Source organism: Miltoncostaea oceani (assembly GCF_018141545.1).
Lineage (GTDB): Bacteria > Actinomycetota > Thermoleophilia > Miltoncostaeales > Miltoncostaeaceae > Miltoncostaea > Miltoncostaea oceani.
Genome location: NZ_CP064357.1, coordinates 502,840 through 522,916, shown reverse-complemented (window position 1 = coordinate 522,916; position 20,077 = coordinate 502,840). Strand labels below are relative to the sequence as shown.

The 20,077-nt window shown below is 69.5% G+C and carries 20 protein-coding genes; 4 read left to right on the top strand and 16 right to left on the bottom strand.

The window, feature by feature from the left end:
* Nucleotides 1–15 precede the first annotated feature (15 nt).
* Genes IU369_RS21530 through IU369_RS21520 form a run of 3 tightly spaced genes read right to left on the bottom strand, consistent with a single transcriptional unit; the run spans nt 16 to nt 2,391 of the window.
* Entirely contained in the window at nt 16–729 is a 714-nt protein-coding gene (locus tag IU369_RS21530) for a YidC/Oxa1 family membrane protein insertase (protein ID WP_217924498.1), read from the bottom strand.
* Nucleotides 730–736: 7 nt separating this feature from the next.
* Nucleotides 737–1,822, bottom strand: a complete 1,086-nt coding sequence (locus tag IU369_RS21525) for a sigma-70 family RNA polymerase sigma factor (RefSeq protein WP_217924497.1) — start codon at nt 1,820–1,822, stop codon at nt 737–739.
* The gene (locus IU369_RS21520) at nt 1,819–2,391 is read right to left on the bottom strand and encodes a hypothetical protein (RefSeq protein WP_217924496.1); all 573 of its coding nucleotides are present in this window, start codon (nt 2,389–2,391) and stop codon (nt 1,819–1,821) included. The genes IU369_RS21525 and IU369_RS21520 overlap by 4 nt, the downstream gene beginning before the upstream one ends.
* Before the next feature lie 153 nt (nt 2,392–2,544).
* Here IU369_RS21520 and IU369_RS21515 point away from each other — a divergent pair, with 153 nt between their 5' ends.
* Nucleotides 2,545–3,591 carry a peptidylprolyl isomerase gene (locus IU369_RS21515; RefSeq protein ID WP_217924495.1) on the top strand — a complete coding sequence of 349 codons (1,047 nt, stop codon included), beginning with the start codon at nt 2,545–2,547 and terminating at the stop codon, nt 3,589–3,591.
* On the opposite strand, the gene IU369_RS21510 is transcribed toward IU369_RS21515, so the two are convergent.
* From IU369_RS21510 to IU369_RS21490, 5 genes are all read right to left on the bottom strand, one after another.
* Nucleotides 3,588–5,588 carry a DHH family phosphoesterase gene (locus IU369_RS21510; protein WP_217924494.1) on the bottom strand — a complete coding sequence of 667 codons (2,001 nt, stop codon included), beginning with the start codon at nt 5,586–5,588 and terminating at the stop codon, nt 3,588–3,590. The genes IU369_RS21515 and IU369_RS21510 overlap by 4 nt on opposite strands.
* A gap of 93 nt (nt 5,589–5,681) precedes the next feature.
* Nucleotides 5,682–6,734 (bottom strand): sigma-70 family RNA polymerase sigma factor, encoded by a 1,053-nt coding sequence (locus tag IU369_RS21505; RefSeq protein WP_217924493.1) that lies wholly within the window; start codon nt 6,732–6,734, stop codon nt 5,682–5,684.
* 382 nt (nt 6,735–7,116) lie between these two features.
* The gene (locus tag IU369_RS21500) at nt 7,117–9,420 is read right to left on the bottom strand and encodes an AAA family ATPase (RefSeq protein WP_217924492.1); all 2,304 of its coding nucleotides are present in this window, start codon (nt 9,418–9,420) and stop codon (nt 7,117–7,119) included.
* The gene (locus IU369_RS21495) at nt 9,417–10,559 is read right to left on the bottom strand and encodes a metallophosphoesterase family protein (protein WP_217924491.1); all 1,143 of its coding nucleotides are present in this window, start codon (nt 10,557–10,559) and stop codon (nt 9,417–9,419) included. The genes IU369_RS21500 and IU369_RS21495 overlap by 4 nt, the downstream gene beginning before the upstream one ends.
* A 75-nt stretch (nt 10,560–10,634) precedes the next feature.
* A complete protein-coding gene (locus IU369_RS21490) occupies nt 10,635–11,294 on the bottom strand; it encodes a hypothetical protein (RefSeq protein WP_217924490.1) in 660 nt (219 codons plus the stop codon).
* 211 nt (nt 11,295–11,505) lie between these two features.
* Between IU369_RS21490 and IU369_RS21485 the strand changes: the two genes are divergently transcribed.
* Entirely contained in the window at nt 11,506–12,006 is a 501-nt protein-coding gene (locus IU369_RS21485; RefSeq protein WP_217924489.1) for a hypothetical protein, read from the top strand.
* Between the two features lie 39 nt (nt 12,007–12,045).
* Here IU369_RS21485 and IU369_RS21480 read toward each other — a convergent pair whose 3' ends face one another.
* Nucleotides 12,046–13,587 carry an N-6 DNA methylase gene (locus IU369_RS21480; protein WP_217924488.1) on the bottom strand — a complete coding sequence of 514 codons (1,542 nt, stop codon included), beginning with the start codon at nt 13,585–13,587 and terminating at the stop codon, nt 12,046–12,048.
* Between the two features lie 107 nt (nt 13,588–13,694).
* Between IU369_RS21480 and IU369_RS21475 the strand changes: the two genes are divergently transcribed.
* Nucleotides 13,695–13,976, top strand: a complete 282-nt coding sequence (locus IU369_RS21475) for a C2H2-type zinc finger protein (protein ID WP_217924487.1) — start codon at nt 13,695–13,697, stop codon at nt 13,974–13,976.
* Between the two features lie 25 nt (nt 13,977–14,001).
* On the opposite strand, the gene IU369_RS21470 is transcribed toward IU369_RS21475, so the two are convergent.
* The 6 genes from IU369_RS21470 to IU369_RS21450 form a co-directional block, all read right to left on the bottom strand.
* Nucleotides 14,002–14,610, bottom strand: a complete 609-nt coding sequence (locus IU369_RS21470; RefSeq protein ID WP_217924486.1) for a hypothetical protein — start codon at nt 14,608–14,610, stop codon at nt 14,002–14,004.
* 8 nt (nt 14,611–14,618) lie between these two features.
* Nucleotides 14,619–14,807, bottom strand: a complete 189-nt coding sequence (locus IU369_RS21465; RefSeq protein ID WP_217924485.1) for a hypothetical protein — start codon at nt 14,805–14,807, stop codon at nt 14,619–14,621.
* Between the two features lie 103 nt (nt 14,808–14,910).
* Complete coding sequence (locus IU369_RS21460; protein ID WP_217924484.1) at nt 14,911–15,525, bottom strand: hypothetical protein; 615 nt, start codon at nt 15,523–15,525, stop codon at nt 14,911–14,913.
* A gap of 107 nt (nt 15,526–15,632) precedes the next feature.
* Nucleotides 15,633–16,094, bottom strand: coding sequence for a ribonuclease H family protein (locus IU369_RS21455; protein ID WP_246551601.1), 462 nt, complete (start codon nt 16,092–16,094; stop codon nt 15,633–15,635).
* The gene (locus IU369_RS23465) at nt 16,091–16,354 is read right to left on the bottom strand and encodes a hypothetical protein (RefSeq protein ID WP_246551598.1); all 264 of its coding nucleotides are present in this window, start codon (nt 16,352–16,354) and stop codon (nt 16,091–16,093) included. Before IU369_RS23465 ends, IU369_RS21455 begins: the two co-directional genes overlap by 4 nt.
* 29 nt (nt 16,355–16,383) lie before the next feature.
* Nucleotides 16,384–18,021 carry a hypothetical protein gene (locus IU369_RS21450; RefSeq protein ID WP_217924482.1) on the bottom strand — a complete coding sequence of 546 codons (1,638 nt, stop codon included), beginning with the start codon at nt 18,019–18,021 and terminating at the stop codon, nt 16,384–16,386.
* Between the two features lie 509 nt (nt 18,022–18,530).
* On the opposite strand from IU369_RS21450, the gene IU369_RS21445 reads away from it, so the two are divergent.
* A complete protein-coding gene (locus tag IU369_RS21445) occupies nt 18,531–19,679 on the top strand; it encodes a hypothetical protein (RefSeq protein WP_217924481.1) in 1,149 nt (382 codons plus the stop codon).
* Between the two features lie 146 nt (nt 19,680–19,825).
* Here IU369_RS21445 and IU369_RS21440 read toward each other — a convergent pair whose 3' ends face one another.
* Nucleotides 19,826–20,065, bottom strand: coding sequence for a DUF6458 family protein (locus IU369_RS21440; RefSeq protein ID WP_217924480.1), 240 nt, complete (start codon nt 20,063–20,065; stop codon nt 19,826–19,828).
* Between the last annotated feature and the right edge of the window lie 12 nt (nt 20,066–20,077).

Genomic DNA, 20,077 nt, shown 5'->3' with positions numbered 1-20,077 from the left:
GCCGTTACCGCAGTGTCAGCGGGCCTCTGAGGAGATGGGTGACGCGGGTGGCGCCCCGACATCTCCCGAGAGGTGATCACCGCCGCCGGGACCGAACTCGCGATAGAGGAGCGCCGCCTGGGCGAGCGAGCACACCGCTGTCGCGGCGAGGTAGAGCGCCAGGCCGACCGAGGTGATCGGGAGGGCCACGAGGGCGCCGGCGGCGACGGCGATCGCGAGGATCCGGGTCGCGAGTCCGATCTCCCCCGACAACCGCCGGGCGGAGAGGATGAGGGTCCCGCAGAAGCCGGCCATGTAGAGGGCGACCAGGCCGAAGCCGATGAGGGACACCCGCGCCGGCTCGGCGAGCGGGGGGAGTCCGAGATCGGATGAGCTCCCGCCGAACTCCGGGGCGACCGCGAAGTAGAGGCTCACGAGCGCCAGGGCCTGGGGGACGATCAGCAGGAGCGGACCGAAGGGGGAGACCCGCGCCGTGGAATAGGCGCCGACGAGCTCGCGCTGGAGCGCCTCGCGGTCACCGGCGAGATCGGTGTGGATGCGTGTGATCTCCGGCTTCAGGGCCGAGAGCCGATCCAGGGCCGCCGCCTGTCGATGGGCGATCGGGTAGAGCAGGATCCGGATCAGGGGGACGACGAGGATGATCAGGCCCGCAGGCCCGAACCCGAGCGCCTGCGCGCCGTCGACGACGAAACGAAGGGGCCATCCCAGGAATGTCAGTGGCCCCTCCATCTCGCCCTCAGACCTCGCCGATCTCCTCGAGCAGCTCCCTCAGGTGAGCGGTGTCGTCCGAACCCTTCAGGTGCGCGAGGGTGCGCTGCTCGATCTGGCGGACCCGCTCACGGGTGATCCCGAACTTGACGGCGATCTCTTCGAGGGTGCGCGGCTCCTCGCCGCCGATGCCGAAGCGCAGCCGGATGACCGTGGCGGCGCGCTCGTTCAGGCCGTCGAGGACCTGGGCGACGGCGTCCTCGAAGGCCCCGTCGACCGCGATCGAGTCAGGTTCGTCGGCGCCGTCGTCGGCCAGGAGGTCGCCGAGCTCGGTCTCGCCGTCGCCGATCCGCTGCTCGAGCGAGACGGTCTCCTGGTTGATCTGGCGCAGGTGCTGGATCTCCTCGACGTCGACGCCCATCCGGACGGCGATCTCCTCGATCGTCGGGTCGCGCTCGAGCTCGGCCGTCAGCTGACGCGTGGTGCGCCGCAGGCGGTTGAGGACCTCCACCTTGTGCACCGGGATCCGGATGGTCCGGCCCTGGTCGGCGATCGCGCGCGAGATCGACTGGCGGATCCACCAGGTCGCATAGGTGGACAGCTTGAAGCCGCGGCTCCAGTCGAACTTCTCGATCGCGCGGATCAAGCCCATGTTGCCCTCCTGGACGAGATCCATCAGGTCCAGGCCGTGGCCCGTGTACCGCTTGGCGATCGAGACCACCAGGCGCAGGTTCGCCTCCACCAGGTGAGCCTTGGCGCGCTCGTCGCCCTGGTCCTTGAGCTGGGCGAGACGGCGCTCCTCGGCGGCACTGAGCAGCGGGGTGCGACGGATGCCGTTCAGGTAGAGCCGGGTGCTGTCGGGCAGCGCGGGGCCGACCAGCTCCATCTCCCGGTCGCTCGCCGGCTTGATGTCGTCGCTGACCTCGATGCCCTCCTGCTTGAGGTAGGCGTAGAACGCATCCACCTCCTCGTCGGCGACCTTGTGCTTGGTCAGCAGGTTGGAGATGTCATCGGCCTCGAGGCTGCCCTCGGCCCGACCGATCAGAACGAGGTCGCGCAGCTCGTCAGGCAGCTGCTCGACGTACTCACCAGCAACCGTCGGAGCCTTCTTCACGGTGTACCGTCCTTTGAGATCCGGATGTTCAGCCATGCGCCGTGAGCCCAGGCCTTCCGGAGGTGGTCGTTTGTCAGTAGGTGGTCGCCGGCGCAGACGACCTGTGCGGAGCTGGTGCGCGGGCGTGCTTCGAGGGCGCCGAGTTCTCGCGCGAACTGGCCGAGGATCGAGGGGTCCTGGAAGACGAGGGTGCCCTCGGCGGAACTGAAGCCGAGGGAGTGCAGGCGGGCGCAGATGTGGCCGATCGCCAGGGGGGTCTTCCACCGCTCCTTTATGTGGCGCGCGGTCCGGGCCCGGTGCGGCTGATCGATGAAGGACTCCATCCCGATCGCCACGATCTCGCCGTGCTCGGCACGCATCTGGGAGACCGCGGCTCCGACGGCGTCCGCCTGATGGGCGGCGTGGCGCTCAGCGGCCGTGAAGGCCTTGTCGCCGAGTGGCACTTCCAGGCGCGGGATCCTGGCGACCAGGGACTTGGCGGCGATGACGCGCTCTGTCGGGCCTTCGAGCAGCACGACGCCGCCGGATGTCAGTCCGGGGTCGATGCCGATGATGAGATGAGGTGCCATCGCGAGCGAACATAGGACGGGCGGAGCAAAGCGCCGCTGAAGCCGTCCCTAGATGGCTGATCACCTGCTCTATCAGCGGGATTGTCAGTACCGGCACCTGAGACCGTCAGGGAAAGAGCACGCCGGACAGGGGTGGTCCGCTATCACCGGGGCATGCTGAGATCACTCTCCCCACGGCGCTTGATCATCTTCGCGCCCATCACCGTCATCGTCGTCGCCTTCGCCATCGGAGTCGTCTTCGTGACGACCGGTGGGACTGGGAGTGGCGGCGCCCCCGAGGGTGGTTTCGCGATCGCCGGCCGGCAGATCACGGCGGAGGAGATCGCCGGCCGGGCGGCCGAGCTGACGCCCTCGGACCAGTCGAACCTCCCCGCGCCGGTGGATGCGCGGCAGATCCGCGACGCCGCGGCCACCCAGCTGCTGATCGAGGCTCTGATCCTCGAGGAGGCCGAGAAGCGAGGCATCTCCGTCGCCGGCAACGACCGCGAGCGCCTCGCCCAGGCGATCTTCCAGACGCCCTACACCGAGCTGGGGGACCTGCAGAAGCGCACCATCGAGATCGCGCAACTCCAGAGCGCGATCCAGGACGAGCTCCTGGCCGAGAACCCGGCCGACATCTCCGAGCGCGCGATGCGCGCCTGGTGGGAGCGCAACAGCGCCGGCCTCGCAACCCCGACGTTCCGCAACGTCCGTGTCGTCGCGGGCACCACCTCCGCGGAGGCGGATCGCTTCATCGCACGCCTGCGCGCGGGCGAGGACTTCGAGAAGGTCTACGCCTCGAGCAGCGAGGGCGCCGGCTCCCCCACTGGTGTCGGAGGCATCCAGGCCGTCGTGCCGGGCTCATACACCCCCGAGGTCGTGCGCGCGATCCATGGCGCGAGGACCGGGAGCGTCGTCGGCCCCTTCAGGGTGGCCGAGAGCCGCTTCCTGGCGGTCTCGGTGATCGAGGACCTCGTCCCCGAGCGCGGCAAGAGCTTCGAGCAGTCGACGGTCGAGATCCGCGCCGGCCTGCGCGAGGAGAAGCGTCAGTCGCTCTGGCGCGAGTTCCTCGACAGCGCGCGCAGCGGTGCCGAGGCGAGCATCGACGACCCGGAGGGCCTGCTGCCGCCGGCGAACCTCTACACGCCGCCCAGCATGAGCGGTGGTACGAACGAGCTTCCGCCCCCGCCCCCGAACCCCGCGCTCCAGCAGCGCGGCTAGGCCGCGGCCGCCGAGGCGGTGGGCTCAGGCGCATGCCAGTTGCGGAGGAAGAACGGGCGGTCCTCGCCGAGCTCGAGGACGAACTCGGCACCCGCGGAGGGGAGTTCGGCCACTCGGTCGGTGTGGATCATCACGGGGCGGCGGATGCCGTTGCCGATCTCGATGACCCCCTTGGAGTACTGGGGGGAGTCAGGGTCGGGGGCCAGGTCGCTGACCCGGCCGACGACGCTGACACTCGGCTTGCGATTGCGGTCCTTCGGTGCGAAGGGGGCCAGGCGCTTCGCCTGCTCCTCGAGCTTCAGGAACCGCGCCGCCGGGATCTTCCTCTCGAGAAGGTAGGCGTCGGCGCCTGACCACTTCTCCGGGAACCAGCGGTAGGGGTTGAAGCTCTGCGCCCAGGCCTCGGCGGTCGAGAAGACCTCGTCGATCTTGTCGGCGTAGCAGGAGCCGGACACGACATCGGCGTGGCCACCGAGCGAGGCGGAGGTGACGAGCTCGCCCGACTCGTCGCGCTGCTCGAGCTGGCAGGCCGCGCGCATCTCCGGGCTGGTGATCAGCTCGCCGATCTGCTGCTTCACCCGGCCGCTGCGCATGCTGAACTTGAAGACCTCCCGGCCCTGCTCGTCCACGCCCTTGGGCGCGAAGCAGATCACCGGCTTGCCGCAGCGACGGGCGGTGTCGTTGGCGACCGAGCCGCTGTATCCGGCGTAGTCGCGGAACCCCTCCTCACCATCGAGGATGACCTTGGCGACGCGGTCCTTGTCGGGTGACGTCTCGGCCTGGCTGATGGCCTCGTCGAGCATGCGGCGCCGCCAGGGGCGGGCCCGGTCGTACGCGGCGCAGAGCCTGTCCACCAGCGGCTCGGCCTGGGCCTTGGACTCGCAGGCGAGCAGCGCGCCGACATCCGCGGCCGAGACCAGCGGCGTGCGCTTGGCGAGGTTCATGGCGGCCGAGGTCAGCACACCGCCCGCGGGGGTGCGCGGGTCCTCGCCCATCCGCTCGGACAGGAGTGCGAGACCGGGCGGGATCAGCTCATCGCGCTCCTTCTCCCCGTCGATCGGGATGCGGAAGAACGCGCGGTGCTCGGGGTCGATGGTCGAGCCCATGTCGGCGCGGCAGCCGAAGCCCGCGAGGAACATCGCGCGGCCCCAGTGCTCCTCGCGCGTCCTGCCCGAGATCGCGATCTGGACCGCAGCCCCGAGCTTCCAGGCGAGCTGGGCACCGGTGTTCTGGCTGACCTTGTTCTCCGGCCCGTGAAGGTGGGGGTTCAGGTGGTGGTCGGCCGGGTTGTCGGGATCCACGTTGTGGTGGTCCACGACGATGACCTTCATCCCCAGGCTCTTGGCCAGGGCGACCTGGCGGGTCTGGGTGGAACCGCAGTCGAGCGTGATCAGGATGCTGGCGCCGACGGCGTGGGCCTCGCGCACGAAGTCGTCGGTCAGGCCGAAGCCGCGCTGGGCGTCCGCGTAGCCGACGTGGAAGCGATCGGACCGGAAGAGCTTGCCCTGGCCCCCGCAGCGGAAGCAGTCGGCGCCCTTGCGGCCGCCGCAGCCCGGGCAGGGGTCGGACATGTAGGGGGCGATGCCGAGCCGGAAGGCCTCGAGAGCGGTGGTCCCGTCGGGGTCGTAGTCGGCGAAGGCGGCGATCTTCTCTCCCGCCTCGATCGCGTCGGCGACCATGCGGCCCGCCGCATTCATCCCCGGAACCGTCCGCTCCGGGCTGCGGACCATGCGCTTGCGCGGGAACAGGTAGGAGTAGATGTCGTCGAAGGTCCCACCGCGACGGACGAGCATCGTCGCAACGGCCCGATCGACACCGTGCTCGCGCTCGAACTGACTCCCGACGATCATGTCGAGGTCGTTCGGAAGCTGCCAGTAGGGCTCGCGCGCCGCCGCCGCGGCAGCGTCACCGGTCACAGCGAGGAAGGGGTCCGTCGTCCCGGAGTCCCCCGGTGTGCGCATCTGCGCGGTGGTCGTGTTTCCCCGTCCTCGTCCCATGAATCGACTATACCCCCGTCATGTCAGTGCGCGCGATTTGAGACCAGACATCCTGACCGCGAGGTCGGACGTATGGGTGTGAGACCTGATTGATCAGGAGTGGATGAGGTCGCGGGCGTCGCGGTCCTCGAGGACCGCGCGCATGCGCGTCTGGGCGGTCTTGATCGTGCTGCCGAGAGAGCCCTTGGTCATCCCAAGCTCCTTCTGGAGCTCGATGCCCGGCGTCGCGGTGTGCCCCTCGAGGCCGTAGCGACGGGTGATCACGGTCCGCTGGAGCGGAGTCAGGACCTTGAGGGCGGCGGCGATGGCGCCGGTGCGGGCGGCCTCGTCGATCTCCTCGTGGAAGTCGATCCGCTCGTCCGGGATCACATCGCCGATCGACGAGCCGTCGTCCTCACCGATGTGAGCGTCCAGCGACACGTAGCGCCGGCCGATCAGGTCCAGGGAGGTGTAGATGTGGTCCTCGGGGACCGGCTTGCTGCTGCGCGACTGGACCTCGTCGACGATCTGCTGACGCGTGGGGGCGTGGACGCCCTTACCCTCGAGGGAGCGCAGGCTGATCTGGGTCCGCTGGAGGACCTGGTGGAGGTAGCTCGGGACGCGCTGCTGTGAGCCCTTCTGCTCGATGGCCTGCATGACCGCCTGACGGACCCACCAGGCGGCGTAGGTCAGGAAGCTCGCCGGGTTCGAGGGGTCGTAGCGGTCGATGGCGGTCTGCATGCCGACGTTGCCCTCCTGGAGCAGCTCCTCGAGTGAGAGGCCTCGGCCCTGGAACTTTCGGGAGAAGGCGTGGATCGCGCGCTGGTTGCACACGGTCAGGAGGTGGCGCGCGCGGTCGTCTCCGAGCTGGGCGGCGGAGGCGAGGGTCCTCTGCTCGCGGGCCTCGAGGATGCCAGCGGCCTTGATGTCGAGGTCGAGGAGGTCGTGGGAGTCCGCGAGGGCGTCTCCCTTGGCCCGCATCAGCTCCGTGCGACGGCTCTCGAAGCGCCAGATGATCATCTCGGCCTGGCGGATGATCCGGCGGTTCTCGGCGTGGGCGGTGGCCTCAGGGGTCGGGGCGACGACCGTCTCGACGACTTCGGTGGCACGCGGTGCAACAGCAGTCTGCTGCCCGGATGTGTCTGCTCTGCCTCTACCTCGTGCCATGTGAGTCGTTCCCCTCCCCAGGGTTCCTTGCTCATGATCGTAGGACCACCACCACCCCGCGCCAGCTTTTCGCGCTGACCCCTTCCAAGAACTTCCGGGTGCCTCTGGGCGATTGCCTTCAGCGGTGTTTCCTTCGGGATGTGACCGGGGCCGGACGAGAGGGAGGATGCGCTAGGCCCTCTTGCCTCGGAACGGCCGTCGAGGGCGTTCGGCTAGAGGAGAATCCCGGTATCGGCCTGTTCCACAGGCATCACCGGCTCACATGGGCCCAATTGGCCTAGGGCGTCTGCCCGGCGTGCGGATGAAAGCTGGTCGAACGTCGCGGCCCTGTCAGCACTCGGACTGTCCGCGAGGATGGGTCCGGGAGAGCAGGAGGAATCGCTCAGGTGCCGATGAGGCGCGCTCGCTGGGGGCTCGCTCCGTCGGAGATCTCGATCACCCAGTCGCAGACGGCGCTGTTGCGCAGGTCGCCGACATGGCTGATCAGGAACACCTGGGGGTAGAAGACCTGGACCTGTCGCAGGACGTCGAGCATGCGCGAGCGGTGGTCGGGATCCTGGGAGCCGAAGATCTCATCGAGGACGAGGTAGCGGATCGGACACGCAGTCCGCTGGGACACCAGCCGCGTGAGGGCGAGGCGGAGGGCGAAGTTGGCGCGGGTCTTCTCCCCGCCGCTCATCATGCGCACCGGCAGCCAGCCCGCCGGCTGGGATGAGCGCAGCTCGATCTCGTAGTCCTCGGAGATGCGCAGCAGGGGGTGCCGGCCATCTGAGAGGGCGCTCATGACCTCTGATGTGGTCTCCTCGAGCTGCGGCCGGATCTCGGCCGTTACCTGCTTGCGGAAGCCGACAGTGAGGACGGCGAGGTCGCGGTGTCTCGCGGCCTCATCCCGGGCGCCGGTGAGCTCCGACTCCCTGCGAGCCCGCTCCAGGCGCCGGCGCTCGATCTCCACCACCGCGGCGTCGGACCGATCCCGGCGAGACAGCGCATGGGCCGCCTCGACCTCGAGGCGCGTCGCGCGATCGCGGAGTGCATCGAGCTCCTGCTCGCGGCGCGGCAGGTCCCCGACATCCGGGGCGCCGTCGAGAAAGCCTGCCGCCTCCGCACGTGAGCTGCGCAGGGCGTCCGCGTCGGTGCCCAGTCGGACACGGCCGGCTTCGAGGCCCGGAAGGTCGTCGATGAGCCAGCGCGCCGCCTTGTGGGCCCTCTCGATCCCGGTCGAGAGTTCGGCCACCTCTGAACGCATCCGCTCCTGGTCATCCAGCCTGCCACCGCCGGCCGGGAGTCCTTCGACCTCCTGCCGCAGGGCGGAGATCCGTGAATCGAGATCAGCTGCCTGCTGGGCGAGCCGCTCCCGGTCGCTGCGGGAGGCCTCGAGCAGCTCGACCTCGCCGATGCGCTCGCGGATCGCGGCGCCCTCGCGCTCGCAAGCCGCGATCTGGTCGTCCGCCTCCTGGATCTGCCGGGTCAGGGTGCTCTCAAGGGTTGCGTGATCGTGGGCTTCGAGGGCGCGCAGGCACTGCGAGCAGGTCCCCTGATCGGCGAGCTGGGACCGCTGGAGGGCGATCTCCTCGCGTCGCTCGGTCAGTGAGCGGTGGCGAGCCACCAGATCAGCGCGCTGCTCGCGCAGGGAGACGGAGGACTCCGCGGGGGCGGGGCGCTCATCGCCCATCCGGGCCCCCAGGGCGGCGCGGGCTGCGAGCAGGCCCTCGAGCTCGCTCCCGATCCGGGACCGGGTTGCGCAGGCCAGCTCGACGCGGCGCAGCTCCTCGAGCTCTGCGCTCGCCTGGGCGTGCCGGCGCTCGAGATCCTCGAGGCCCTCGACCAGCGCCTCCGCCTCGGCGCGACGCGCGATCAGGCGATCGGCCCTGGCGATCTCGGCGTCCAGTCCCGCCAGGGACGCGTCGGCCACCGCGACCTTCTGCTCGGCCTCGGCGATCCTCTCCCGGGCAGCGCGCAGCGGGACGAGCAGGGCCTGCTCGTCGGCGACTTCCCTGCGGGCGCAATCGGAAGCCCCGCTCGCCTTCTCCAGGGACTCGGCGGCGTCCTGGGCGCCCGTCACGGCCTCGCGGTGCAACCTATCGAGCAGCTCGGAGCTCTCCTCGCCGACCTGGGTCTCCAGCAGCCTCACGACCGCGCCGTGCTCGCGCTCCCGGGCCCGCAGGCGTGCCCCGACGGCATCCAGCGAGTCGATCCCGAGCATCTGGTGGACGAAGTCGCGCCGCTTCGACCCTTCCATCTCGGTCAGGGCGGTGATGTCGTCCTGGCGTGAGACGAAGGCGCGGTAGTAGACGCGGGGGTTGATCGCCCCAAAGAGCTCACGGATCCGCTCTTCGACCGCCTTCACCCCCTGTGCGTGGTCGCCGCTTGAGGACGTGAGACGGGCGACGGGCCGCTCCTTCTCATCCAGCCCACGCTCGATCTCGATAATCGTGCCGTCAGCGGCGACGAAGGCGACGGTGACGCCGAAGGCCTTGCTGGGGGCGTCGAGCCGGCGCAGCTCGTCCACCTTCGGGGCCCGGGTCGCCCGGAAGCCGAAGAGGGCGAAGCCGACGGCATCGCTGATCAGCGAGGACTTGCCGGCGCCCGAGTTCCCCGCCAGCTGGATCACCCCGTGCTCGGGGATGGTCAGGCGCTCGTGCTCGTGGCTGAGGAAGTTGCGCAGCTCGAGGTAGCGGATGATCAACGCGACACCTCGGCCATCGTCTCCAGCGCGAGGTCGACCAGCTCCGGGCGCTCCTTCTCCACCAGGTAGTCGCGGAAGCCCTCCTCCAACCGGCTCGGCAGGGAGGTGATCTCCACCCCGAGCGTCTGCTCGAGCGGTTCGGTGCGGATCTGGACGTCGCAGTGGATCGCCCCGAGCTCGTCCGCGAGCCCGCGCCAGAGGGCCGGGTGGGCGCTCTGGCGCAGGTCCACGTCGGCCTCGGCGATCCTGATCTGGATGATCGCCCCCTCACGCGGCTCCGCCCGAAGGGCCATCTGCACCCGTCGCTGCAGCTCATCGAGCCCTGCGCCGGCCTGGCCGATCTCGATCAACGTCATCTGGCGTGGCAGGTCCTCCTCGCCCAGGTCCCCGATCTCGACCGACTCGGAGCTGACGGCTCCCGAGCGGTCGATCCGGTGGAGCCAGTAGCCGGGGGTCGCGGCGATCTCACCGATGTTCAGGCGCTCGATCGCCCCTGAGTAGTAGATGGTCTCCCCGAGCCGGCGGTGCTGATGGATGTGGCCGAGCATCACCGCGCAGAAGGCCGGGTCATCGGCGATCGACAACGGGAGCTGGACCTTCTCCGGCGCGGCGCCGAGGTCGGGGTGTGAGATGTAGGCGTGGCTGACGAGCACGTTCGGGCCGGGCGCGAACTCGAACGCCTGGAGATCGCGTCCGGCCGAGAGACCGGCAAGGGTCTGGTAAGGGAGCAGGTGGAAGCGGACGCCCGCGAGGTCGACGTGGTCCTGGACCAGCGCGAGGTGGCAGTCGAAGAACTCCTTCAGGTGCTGGAGGGGAGACGGCGCCGAGGTCGCGGCGTGATCGTGGTTGCCGCCGCAGATCAGCACCTCGACACCTTCGTCGTGCAGCTCGCGGCAGAACCGGAAGGCCGCCGAGCGCGAGCGGGTGCTCGGGGTGACCGAGTCAAAGACATCACCGGCGATCACCACGACCTCGGGACGGTCCTGCTCCAGAAGTCGTTCGAGTACGGCATCGAGGGCTCGGTAGACATCGGACTCGCGCAGGTTCACTCCACCCGGGGCTTGAGCCGAGAGCCAGCGACGCCCCAGATGGAGGTCGCCGAGATGAGCGATCAGGACGCTGTCAGCGTTGTCTTCCACCGGTAGTTGAATCTACGTCGCCGGCCGCGGCCGACGTCGATATCGTGCGGTTGCAAGTACCGCCTGCGTCGATCCTCAGCCGGCGGGTGTCGTCGCCCCGGGCGCCACAGGGACAGGAGCCGTCTCAGGTGCGACGGGCGCGGCAGGTGTCGTCCCGGGCACGACGGGTGCCGGGGCGGGTGTGGCCGGGACCGCGGGCGCGACCGGGCCCGTCGGGGCGAGCGGCGCGACAGCGATGCTCTTGCGACCCCCGTCCCGGGTCGGGTAGGTGATCGAGAACGAGATGCCGCCGCGCAGCTGGGCGGTCGGGATCTTCGAGAAGCTGAGCTGGACCCGGGACTTACGCCCCGTCGTGACGACCTTGACCCGGGCGGGCCGGTATCGCTTGGAGGCCGAGTTCATGAAGAACGCGGACTCGATCCACTTCCCCCGTCCGAAGCCGCCGATCACGGTCAGCTCGACGGCGACGTTGGCGCGGGGGCGCTCGAGACCCCCGTAGATCATCCGGTCGAGGACGATCTGGTGGCTTGAGACCAGGAAGGTGGTGTCGAACTGCTGGACGCCCCGGCCATCCCAGGGAGGCGCCGGCTCGACCGGGGCGGCCTGGGCGGGCGCGTCGGTCAGGAGCCCGTCAGCGGGAGCGGCCTCGGGGGAGCCTCCGAGCAGTGCGAGCGCGGCGGTGGCGATCCCAAGCAGCGCGAAGATGAACACGATGATGATGACGATGCGCTTCACGTTCCCGATCATGAGGGAACCGGTGGGCCATCCCGCCGCTTTTCGCTCTCGGGCCCGCTCGGAGGAGCTGAGGAGGCGGGGGTGAGTGGGGCAGCGGCGGACGAACAGTCTGCGGCCTGACGCGCGAAGGACTCCAGGTCGGTACGGTGTGGAGCGCCGAGATCGACCCAACATCAAGACACCGCGGTCGACCAGGAAAGAGGAGAGGATCATGCGCTGGAAGGCGATACCAACGTACGTCTGGCTGATGATCGCCGCGGTGGCCATCGCCTCGGCCCCGGCGGGCATGATGAGTCGCGCCGACGCACTGCCGCGCCCGGGACAGACAGGGCTTCCTTACCCCGCAGGGGGCTACATCGTCGACAGTCTGCAGGGCTCGACGATCGACCTGCGCAACGACCAGCGCCTGGTCGTCAAGCCTCGCTCGATCACGATCAAGGCGTCACGCGGCGGCATCGTGCTGCGGCACACCGGGCTCCGGTGGACTGGCTGGGGGACACGCCGCGCCGAGGCCTCCGCCGTGCAGACCAACTGCGGTGGATTCGGCACCACCGGTTGCACCCGGACTGCGGTGAAGCTCCGTCTGGACGCTCAACGCACCTATGGCTGTGAGGGCAGCGGGCGGAGCGTCAAGATCTACCAGCGGCTGAGCTGGAAGGGGTCGGTGGGCCCGCGTTGGAGCTTCCCGATCCTGCCGAGCGTCTACTGCTGAGCGATGCCGGTCTGATCGGGCCAGCGCCCCCTGGCCCGATCAGCAGGAGGACAAGAGAGCATCCAGCTCGTCCTGGCGCGCCTGCGCCTCGGCGGAGTTGCCGCTGAGCGCGTACCCGAGGCGCTGATCGTTCAGGTCAGCGATCTGGGCGAGCCGCCAGTCGGGCAATCGGCGGAGGTCCGGGACCATCACCTGCTTGAGCGCCCCCGAGCGGAGGGTGTAGAGACCCGAGCCGGCGTGCCGCTCGTTCGCGCGCAGGCAGCTCTGCCCGCGCGCGCTGCAAAGGAGCGCGTGGAGGGGGGAGAGCAGGTGCTGCTCGCCCTCGGGCAATGCCAGGCGGTTCGGGATAGCCGCCCAGGTGACGGGCACCAGGCCCTGATCCCAGAAGCCGCAGACCAGGTAGTCGCCTCGGCGGAAGTTCCCGACCGCCAGGTGCATCTGCGAGGGCTTCTCCTGGGACCACCAGGGCGAGCGAGCGCGGGCCGTGGCGCGCAGGCGAACCTCGCCCCCGTGCTCCTCCAGGTGGCGCATCGCCGAGTCCGACGGTTCGGGAGGGATCACAAGCAGCCAGTGTCGCCTCGAGCGATCAGTGGCGGCCTCGGCCGCGTGCACCGGATGCACGAAGGGGGTCGGTAGCTGATGGGGACGAACGAGGCAGTGGCGCAGGTACTCCGTGAGGCCGGCCCGCTCGGCCTCCTCCCGGGAGACCAGGAAGAAGGCGTTGCTGCCGGTGATCGTCCCCGGCCTGACCGAGACGAGATCTGAGAGCGGGATGAGACCGAGGGAACCCGGCGTCGAGCGGCGCACAGGGTCCGGGGGGCGCCATCTGGCCGACGGGTCGAGGCCCTGGCGATCGATGCGACGAGCCCGGCCCTCGAAGGCCGGCCAGTCCTGGAGGCTCTCGGGCGTCCCGGCGCCGAAACTGACCGGCCCGTCATAGCCCTCCTCGAACAGGAGCAGACAGGCGGTGGAGGCGACCGTGGAGCCGAAGAGCCCCCGGTCCTCAAGGTCGGCGACGCTCCTCAGCCCACTCGAGAGTAAGGCCTGCCTGGCCGGGCCGGCGCCGGCCGTCTGGAGCACCTCAGTCGGCACCAGGGCGGCCAGCCTGCCGGCTGGCTCAAGGCTCCGGGCGAACAGGAGCATCATGATCACGGCGAGGTTGCTCGTGCGTGGCAGATCCAGACCTCTCTCTGCCACGAGCTCGTGCCAGAGAGCCTTGTCAGCGAGTCGCGAATGGGCGATGAACGGCGGGTTCATGGTGACCGCGGGGAATCGTTCCCCGTTCAGGTAGTCCCTGGCATCGCTGAGCAACTCCAGGCGGGGGAACCGTTCCCGCAGCACCCGACGCAGCACAGGGTCGGGTTCGGCCGCTTGCAGCCGCTCGACGTTCCCATCCACCTGGGCGAGCAGGGCGCCGGCGCCGGCCGCCGGGTCGAGCACCGAGACGGGTGAGATCTCCGCCACCCAGCTGGCCATCGCATCGGCGACGGCCGGCGGAGTCCAGAACGAACCCTGGCGCCGTCGCGTAGCCCGGTCCGTGCCAGCCTCCCACTGGGAGAGTGTGTGCTGCCAGGCTGACACCGACCGACGGTAGGAGCGGCATCTGTCCTGATGCGCGGGTCTCGCTTACATATGGTGCAAGCACGAAACGGAGTCTGCAGTGAGGCAGGCGTCGTATCCTCTAGGGCATGCCGACGATGAATTGCCGCTTCCACTGCTGCGCCTGCGACGCGCACTTCGCGAGTCTCTCCGCCTTCGATGCGCACCGTCGCTCCGAAGATGACGAGCGCGTCTGCGCTGACCCGGAGACGGTCGACAAGATCAAGCTGCTCGGTGAGGCCTCCTGTCTCACGGGCCCGACCAGGCTCGACGGCGTCAAGGTCTGGGGCCTGCAACTCACAGAGGCCGCCGAGCGTCGTCTGGCGTCGATGGCGCGCGCCCCGGCAACGGCAGCCGGGTCAGCCGACTGATCCCAAAGTTGGGGGGCCGGAGGGCCTAGCCTGAGGGTGCGGCCCCGGCGGCCTGCGGGGTCGCGCCGGCGCGGTAGGCGGCGACGCCTGTCCGCACTGCGACGCAGGCCCGGAGGAACTCGTGGGTGTAGTCGCGCATCTCCCACTCCCAGTAGTCCTGGATCCGCACGCCCTTGACATCGAACGCGCGCAGGAGGCTACCGGCCTCGTCTGCGCTCACCGGCTCCTGGTCGATCATCCGGAGCGCGGCCAATCTGACCTCTCCGTCCTCCTGCTGCTCTGCCCACTCACGGACCGAGGTTGCGAAGGCGTCCTCGCTGAATGAGAGGACGCCGTTTCGGCCGTATGGGCTGACGAGCTTCTCCGACCAGTAGTACGGGTTGATGCAACCCTCGGAGAAGAACTCGAACATGTCGCGCAGCCTGCTGAAGACGAAGTTCCCGCAGTCGCCGGAGATCGCCAGGTGGCCTGGCCAGGTCACGAGGTCGTAGTGGTACATGGCCGTTCGCGGACGGGCGAAGCGCACATGCCGGTAGAGACCCTCGTCGTGGAGGATCTCCATGACGTGCTCGGCCGTCACTGAAGCAAAGTGGGCCTCCACCTCGGCGAGGCGGTCAGGGGCGGGGTCAGCCACCGTGTCGCTCAGACGGCCGGGGCGGACTTGCGGTAGAGCTCGACCCGGCTGACCGGGCGGCCGGCGACGCGCAGGTGGCCGCAGTGCTGGTCGTGGTTCGCCAGCATCTGCTCGTGCTGGTCGCGCACGCCGCTGCGGCGGGTGATCGTCCGCGATCGCGTTGCGGCCTTCAGGTCGAAGTTCTTGCTGGTTGACATCCGGTTGCCTCTCGTGGTCTCGGCGGAATAGAACGCTCGGAACACGAAGGTATGCGGCGCCTCGCCGGCGGCGCTGAGATCTCAGCTACCGGTGATAGACGTGTCAGCGGCGCCCGCGGGCGATCACCTGGGCCATGGTGAGGCGGGTGCTTGTCGGGCTGACGAGCGGCCGACCGAGGATCGGCGAGGCACGACGTCGGGCGATGGGGGAGCCGAGCATGATTGACCTGTCGCTGCGCCCCAGCGGGCGAGCGAGGTGATCGCAGACCTCGGCTAGGAGGTCCATGCGCCGCTGCTTGTCGTCCATCGAGTCCTGGACCAGGGCGGCAAGCGCGGGCTGACCTGTCCAGCCGGTGGTCGCCAGGGCGAGCGCGAGCTGGCTCGTTACGATTTCGTGGCCGCATGGCAGGCGCCCGCAGGAGCAGTAGGAGTGGATGTCGCCCTCGCTCAAGAGGGCGACGGCGCCGACCCCGGCGGTGAAGTCGGTCCGAAGGGCCCAGGAGCCGGGAGGGGAGTCCTCTCCGGCGCCCCCGGAGGTTCCTGTGCTCACCTCATCCCAGTCCTCCATCACGTCGAGGCCGAGAGGTGAGTAGGCGGGAAGGCGATCGCCGACGACGAAGCGGATCGCCGAGCGGTGGAGAGTGAGGGTCTGACCCGCGAAGGACTCGCTGTCGAGATCCGAGAGCTCCTGGGCCGTGAGATGCCGGGCGTCGACCACGGGAAGCGGTGCGTCAGCTAGGCTCTTGCCCGTTCTTCCGGTCCTGGTCGCGCGTCCTCGTGACATCGTGGACCGAGTCTAGGACTGGCATCCGGCGATGGTCAGAACTACCGGGGCCCGTGCGCGGCGGCCTCGACGGCGAGGCGATCCGCGCGCTCGTTCATCGGATGTCCGTTGTGGCCGCGGACCCAGGTGATGACCAGATCCGGATGCGCGGTGAGTTGCTCGTCCAGGAGCATCCAGAGATCTTCGTTCTTGATCTGCTCACCCGAGGACTTCTTCCAGCCGCGGCGCTTCCAGCCGGCCATCCAGCCCTTGGTGATGGCGTCCGCGACGTACGCGGAGTCGGTCTGGATCTCGCCGGGCCAGCCGGCCTTCAGGGCGCGCAGTCCCTCGATCACCCCGCGCAGTTCCATGCGGTTGTTCGTGGTCGGAGCCTCGGCCCCCGAGAGCTCCTTGGTGCGTCCGTCCGGCCCGACGAGGATGGCCGCCCAGCCTCCGCGGGCGCGCGCGGTGCCGTTGCCCGAGCAGGCGCCGTCGGTGACGATCGTGATCCGGGGCCGCGTCACGCCGAGCCCTCGTCGCCGTCTTCGGCTTCTCGGGGCCTGCGGGCGATGTGGCGCAGGCCGAGGACCAGCACCACCGGGAGGGCGATCAGCATCCCGAGCCCGACCCGCGGGATGATCAGCGCGCCGTTCTCGCTCGTGTTTTCGAGCCATTCGGCCAGGCCGAAGGCCATCAGAAGGGCAAGCAACAGCGCGTAGATCCAGATCTCGACGAACCTGTCGATCCTCGGGTCGCGCTCGCGGGAGGGCGGGGTCTCATCCATCACGCCGCCCATAGTGGGCGGATCAGCCCTCACGCCGTGCGAAGTGTGCGCCGGCCCGCGCGGATGAGCTCTGACACGGAGATCTCTCGGCGCTTGGGCGCCGGGGCCGCGGCGCTGGCCAGGTGGTCGGCGCTCGACTGGGAGCTGATCCCGTCGCGCCGGATCAGGAAGCGCAGGGCCTCCTGGTCCTCGAGCTCTTCTCCCGGAGGGGTCAGTCCGAGGATCAGAGCCGCCGCCCGCTCGCCCCTGATGTACGCCGCGAGAGCTCGCGGCGAGTCGAGAGCCCTCGAGCGGAGGTCGTAGTGGGGGTGAGAGGGATCGTTCGGGAGCCGGTGAGCGGGAACCACGGCCATCTGCGGGCGCCGGCAGGAAGGGCAGTGGACCCGCAGACCCGACATGTCCGCGAGTGGCTCCATGGTGGCGTGCCGGTGAGAGCAGGTGTCCTCGATCCGGAAGTCCGGCAGGGAGGAGACCGGATCCGCGCAGCGCAGAGGCCCGCGGTCACGGCACTCCAGCCGTCGGGTCAGGTCGACCCGGGACGCCAGCACCGCCGCCCGCTCATCCGCGTCGGGCAGGTGGGGGACGAGGGCGTCCTCGAGATCATCGTCGCGGCCGGCGGTTCCGATCTCACAGACCGCCTGCAGCGCGTGCGCCCGACCCCCGTGATGTCCCTCCATCCGGTAGGCGAGGCAGAGCGAGAGCGGCGCGGCCTCCTGCTCGCTCGCGGGCTCGGTGATCAGGAGCAGCTTCCCGTCGAGCCGGTGGCCGGCGAAACGTCGCCGGACGCGGTCGAGAGCGGCCGGGCTGACCTTGACGCTCAGGCAGTCACCCTCGGGCGCGCCGGGGCTGCTTGCGCGAAAGAGCTCCGGGTAGCGGATCATGTGGGTGATCAGCTGCTCCCAGTCGGCCTCGGTCTTCGCCACCCCCAGCTGCGTCATCGACATGGCAAGGCCAGGAGCCTCGGCCATGGCGCGCGCGTGCCGGTCGCCGGCGAGCCGATTCAGGCAGAGCCGGTCCAGCTCTGCCTCCCGCAGATCTCCGATGCGGCGCAGGCAGGACACCGAGGTCCCGAGACCGTCGTCGAGATAGTCGCTGGCGCGCAGGTAGAGGCGCAGCCGGTCGAGGTCCCTTGCCCTCATCGTGCTGATGGACGCGGCGCGCTCCGGGTGCCCCCACATCCGCCAGAAGGTCGCCCCGATCCGGCGGGCGCTCTGGTCATCGCCGGAGGCAATGGCTTCATCGAGCCATGACCCGACGAGCGCACCGAGACGGCCCGAGCCCTCGTCCATCTCGAAGTCCTCCCGAGCGCGCGCACCCAGCAGGCGCGGGTCCGCCTGGATCTCGAGCACCTGGGCGAGGCACCGGCGATGGTGCTCATGCTCCTCTCCCTCAAGGCCCGCGCGGTGCTCATCGGCCATCATCGCGAGCAGCGGGAGCAGGTCCGGGCGCCGGTCGACAGGCAGGAGGGCCTCAAGGGCGTAGGCCGCCATCCAGGTGATGGTCACCGGGGCCAGGGCGGGATCCTCCGCGCGCTGGAGCCGGCGGTCGGCGACGAGCTGATCGAGCCAGCCCGGATGGCTGACGACGATCCGGCCCGGCAGGCCCAGCTGCTCCACCAAGAGGTCGGCGAGGCTCTGGATCTGGACGCACAGCACCGATTCGAACATCTCTTGACGAGGCGCTGGAAAGGCGGCCCCGGCTCTCAACGAGGCGACGCTGTCAGTGGCTCGTCTTCCCCTCGCCATCATGTGAAGGTAGATGCGACCTCGCGTGTGCGAGCGGATGTCCCATACGATCTCGCCGAGGTCGTTCCGAGCCCCCGCTCTGGCGGGATTCCTCCCGTGATGAGCGCGATCCCGCCGCGGTGAGTCGCGCTCCCACCAGGCGCGGCGGGCCGGCGCATCCCCCTCGACCTGTCATGTGGGCTGATCCGTGGACGACGTCGATCAGGGGAGAGGTGAATCCGGTCTTGGCCGGCCACCTGATACTCCCCATCCGGCGAGTAGATTCCGTCCCCGCGAGATAGGAGTATCTGCGCGCTCCTTCCGATCGAGCTGCCTGGGTTGCAGCCAACGACGATGAGACCGGTGAGATGATGACGATGCTCTCGAGCCCTCGGCGACCCGCGATGAGGCGGGGGTGGCGACACCTCGCCGCACTCGGGATCGGAGCCGGGATGATCGCGCTGGCGCCGGCGATCGCGACCGGGGCGCCGACCGCGGAGGTAGAGCCGAACGACAACGCCTTCCAGGCAGTCGGTCCGGTCGGGCCCGAGGGCCTGACGGGCGCGATCCAGGTCTCGGAAGACGTCGACCTCTTCCTCCTCCAGCTACGTCCCCAGCGCCAGGTGAGGATCAACTACGAGGTCACCAACCCGGGCCCTAGCTGCACCACCGGAGGGTTCCGCTCGGTCAGGTTTCGCCTCTCAGAACGTATCGAGGGTAATCTGATCTCCACCGGTGAGACCTACCCGGGAGTGACCTCGGACTCGGAGACCATTACGACGCCAGGCGTTTTCGGCGGTCCGAGTCAGCTCTACCAGTTGAGGGTGAACGGGGGCGATAACGAAACGCCGGGCTGCGCCTACAGGGTCACGATCACCGACCCGACCGGGGGTCCGACCGACGCCCTGGACCCGACCCCGCTTCCGGCGTTCCCTGGCGTGGCCACTCCAGAGCCCAACGACATCCCCGCGCAGGCGTTCGGACCCCTGGCCGCCGCGACCGTCTATGAGGGCGGCTTCGAGACCAGCAACGACACCGACATCCTCTACTTCAAGCTCGCTCCCGGAACGAAAGCGTCGTTCGAGCTCTCGTCCATCGTCGGGACGACGAACGTCAGTGTCCGAGACGACAGCGATCAGCGCATCAACAACAACAACTTCGTCAACGCCGATGTGACGGGGATCGTGGACTTCGAGGTCCCGGCCTCGGGTACTGCCCTGGTTCACCTGGCGGCGTCATCAGGGACTCTGCCGGCGGTCACGCGGTGGCGCCTGCGGATTCTCTCGGCGCAGTTCACCGGACCGACCCAGCGTGTCGTGGCGAAGAAGCCGATCAAGGCGAAGGCCCTCCGGGTCAGGACCCGGGCCCGGCTCTTGACCACCAGGGTCCGCCTGCCCACCGCCGGGCGCCTGCAGCTGCGTCTTGTCGGGAAGGGACGGTCGATCGGGATCGGCCGAGTGAGCGCCTCCGGGCCGCGGACCGTCTCGATCACCTACCGACGTCCGGCGCGGGTCGCCACCGGCCGCTACATCCTCGAGATGCGCTTCACAGCGAAGGGGCGCCCGCTCGGGATCTCGCGGGCGAGGGTCATCTTCCGGTAGAGCTCAGGGGCGGCGGGCGGGCGGACTCGGAGCTGGCCTCGCCTGCCCCGACCGTTCGGGTACGAGAACGACTGAGGGGCGGCCGAGCATCATGCTCGGTCGCCCCTCAGTCTGACGACGGGAACTGAGTCAGCCCCGCCCGGACCTCAGAGGCCGCGCTTGGTCTCGGTGACCCGCTCGCTGCCGTTCGGACCCTCCTCGGTGCGCTCCCGGGTCTTCGTGCGCGAGAACCGCTCGCTCGTGAGCACGCCCGCCATGAGGGCGACGACGCCGGCGATCATCAGGATCAGCCCGATCACATCCAGGCGAGCGCCCTCCACCGCGGTCGTCAGGCCGAAGCGCAGCACGGCTCCGATGATGATCAGGATGATTCCAAGAGGTGCCACGGTGTCTCCTTG

What these genes read in the sequence shown, in the direction of transcription:
- IU369_RS21475 (WP_217924487.1), top strand. Translation starts at nt 13,695, where the DNA reads ATGCCGACGATGAATTGCCGCTTCCACTGCTGCGCCTGCGACGCGCAC.
- IU369_RS21505 (WP_217924493.1), bottom strand. Translation starts at nt 6,734, where the DNA reads ATGGCACGAGGTAGAGGCAGAGCAGACACATCCGGGCAGCAGACTGCT.
- IU369_RS21445 (WP_217924481.1), top strand. Translation starts at nt 18,531, where the DNA reads ATGATCGCGCTGGCGCCGGCGATCGCGACCGGGGCGCCGACCGCGGAG.
- IU369_RS21465 (WP_217924485.1), bottom strand. Translation starts at nt 14,807, where the DNA reads ATGTCAACCAGCAAGAACTTCGACCTGAAGGCCGCAACGCGATCGCGG.
- IU369_RS21450 (WP_217924482.1), bottom strand. Translation starts at nt 18,021, where the DNA reads ATGTTCGAATCGGTGCTGTGCGTCCAGATCCAGAGCCTCGCCGACCTC.
- IU369_RS21515 (WP_217924495.1), top strand. Translation starts at nt 2,545, where the DNA reads ATGCTGAGATCACTCTCCCCACGGCGCTTGATCATCTTCGCGCCCATC.
- IU369_RS21520 (WP_217924496.1), bottom strand. Translation starts at nt 2,391, where the DNA reads ATGGCACCTCATCTCATCATCGGCATCGACCCCGGACTGACATCCGGC.
- IU369_RS21510 (WP_217924494.1), bottom strand. Translation starts at nt 5,588, where the DNA reads ATGGGACGAGGACGGGGAAACACGACCACCGCGCAGATGCGCACACCG.
- IU369_RS21485 (WP_217924489.1), top strand. Translation starts at nt 11,506, where the DNA reads ATGCGCTGGAAGGCGATACCAACGTACGTCTGGCTGATGATCGCCGCG.
- IU369_RS21530 (WP_217924498.1), bottom strand. Translation starts at nt 729, where the DNA reads ATGGAGGGGCCACTGACATTCCTGGGATGGCCCCTTCGTTTCGTCGTC.
- IU369_RS23465 (WP_246551598.1), bottom strand. Translation starts at nt 16,354, where the DNA reads ATGGATGAGACCCCGCCCTCCCGCGAGCGCGACCCGAGGATCGACAGG.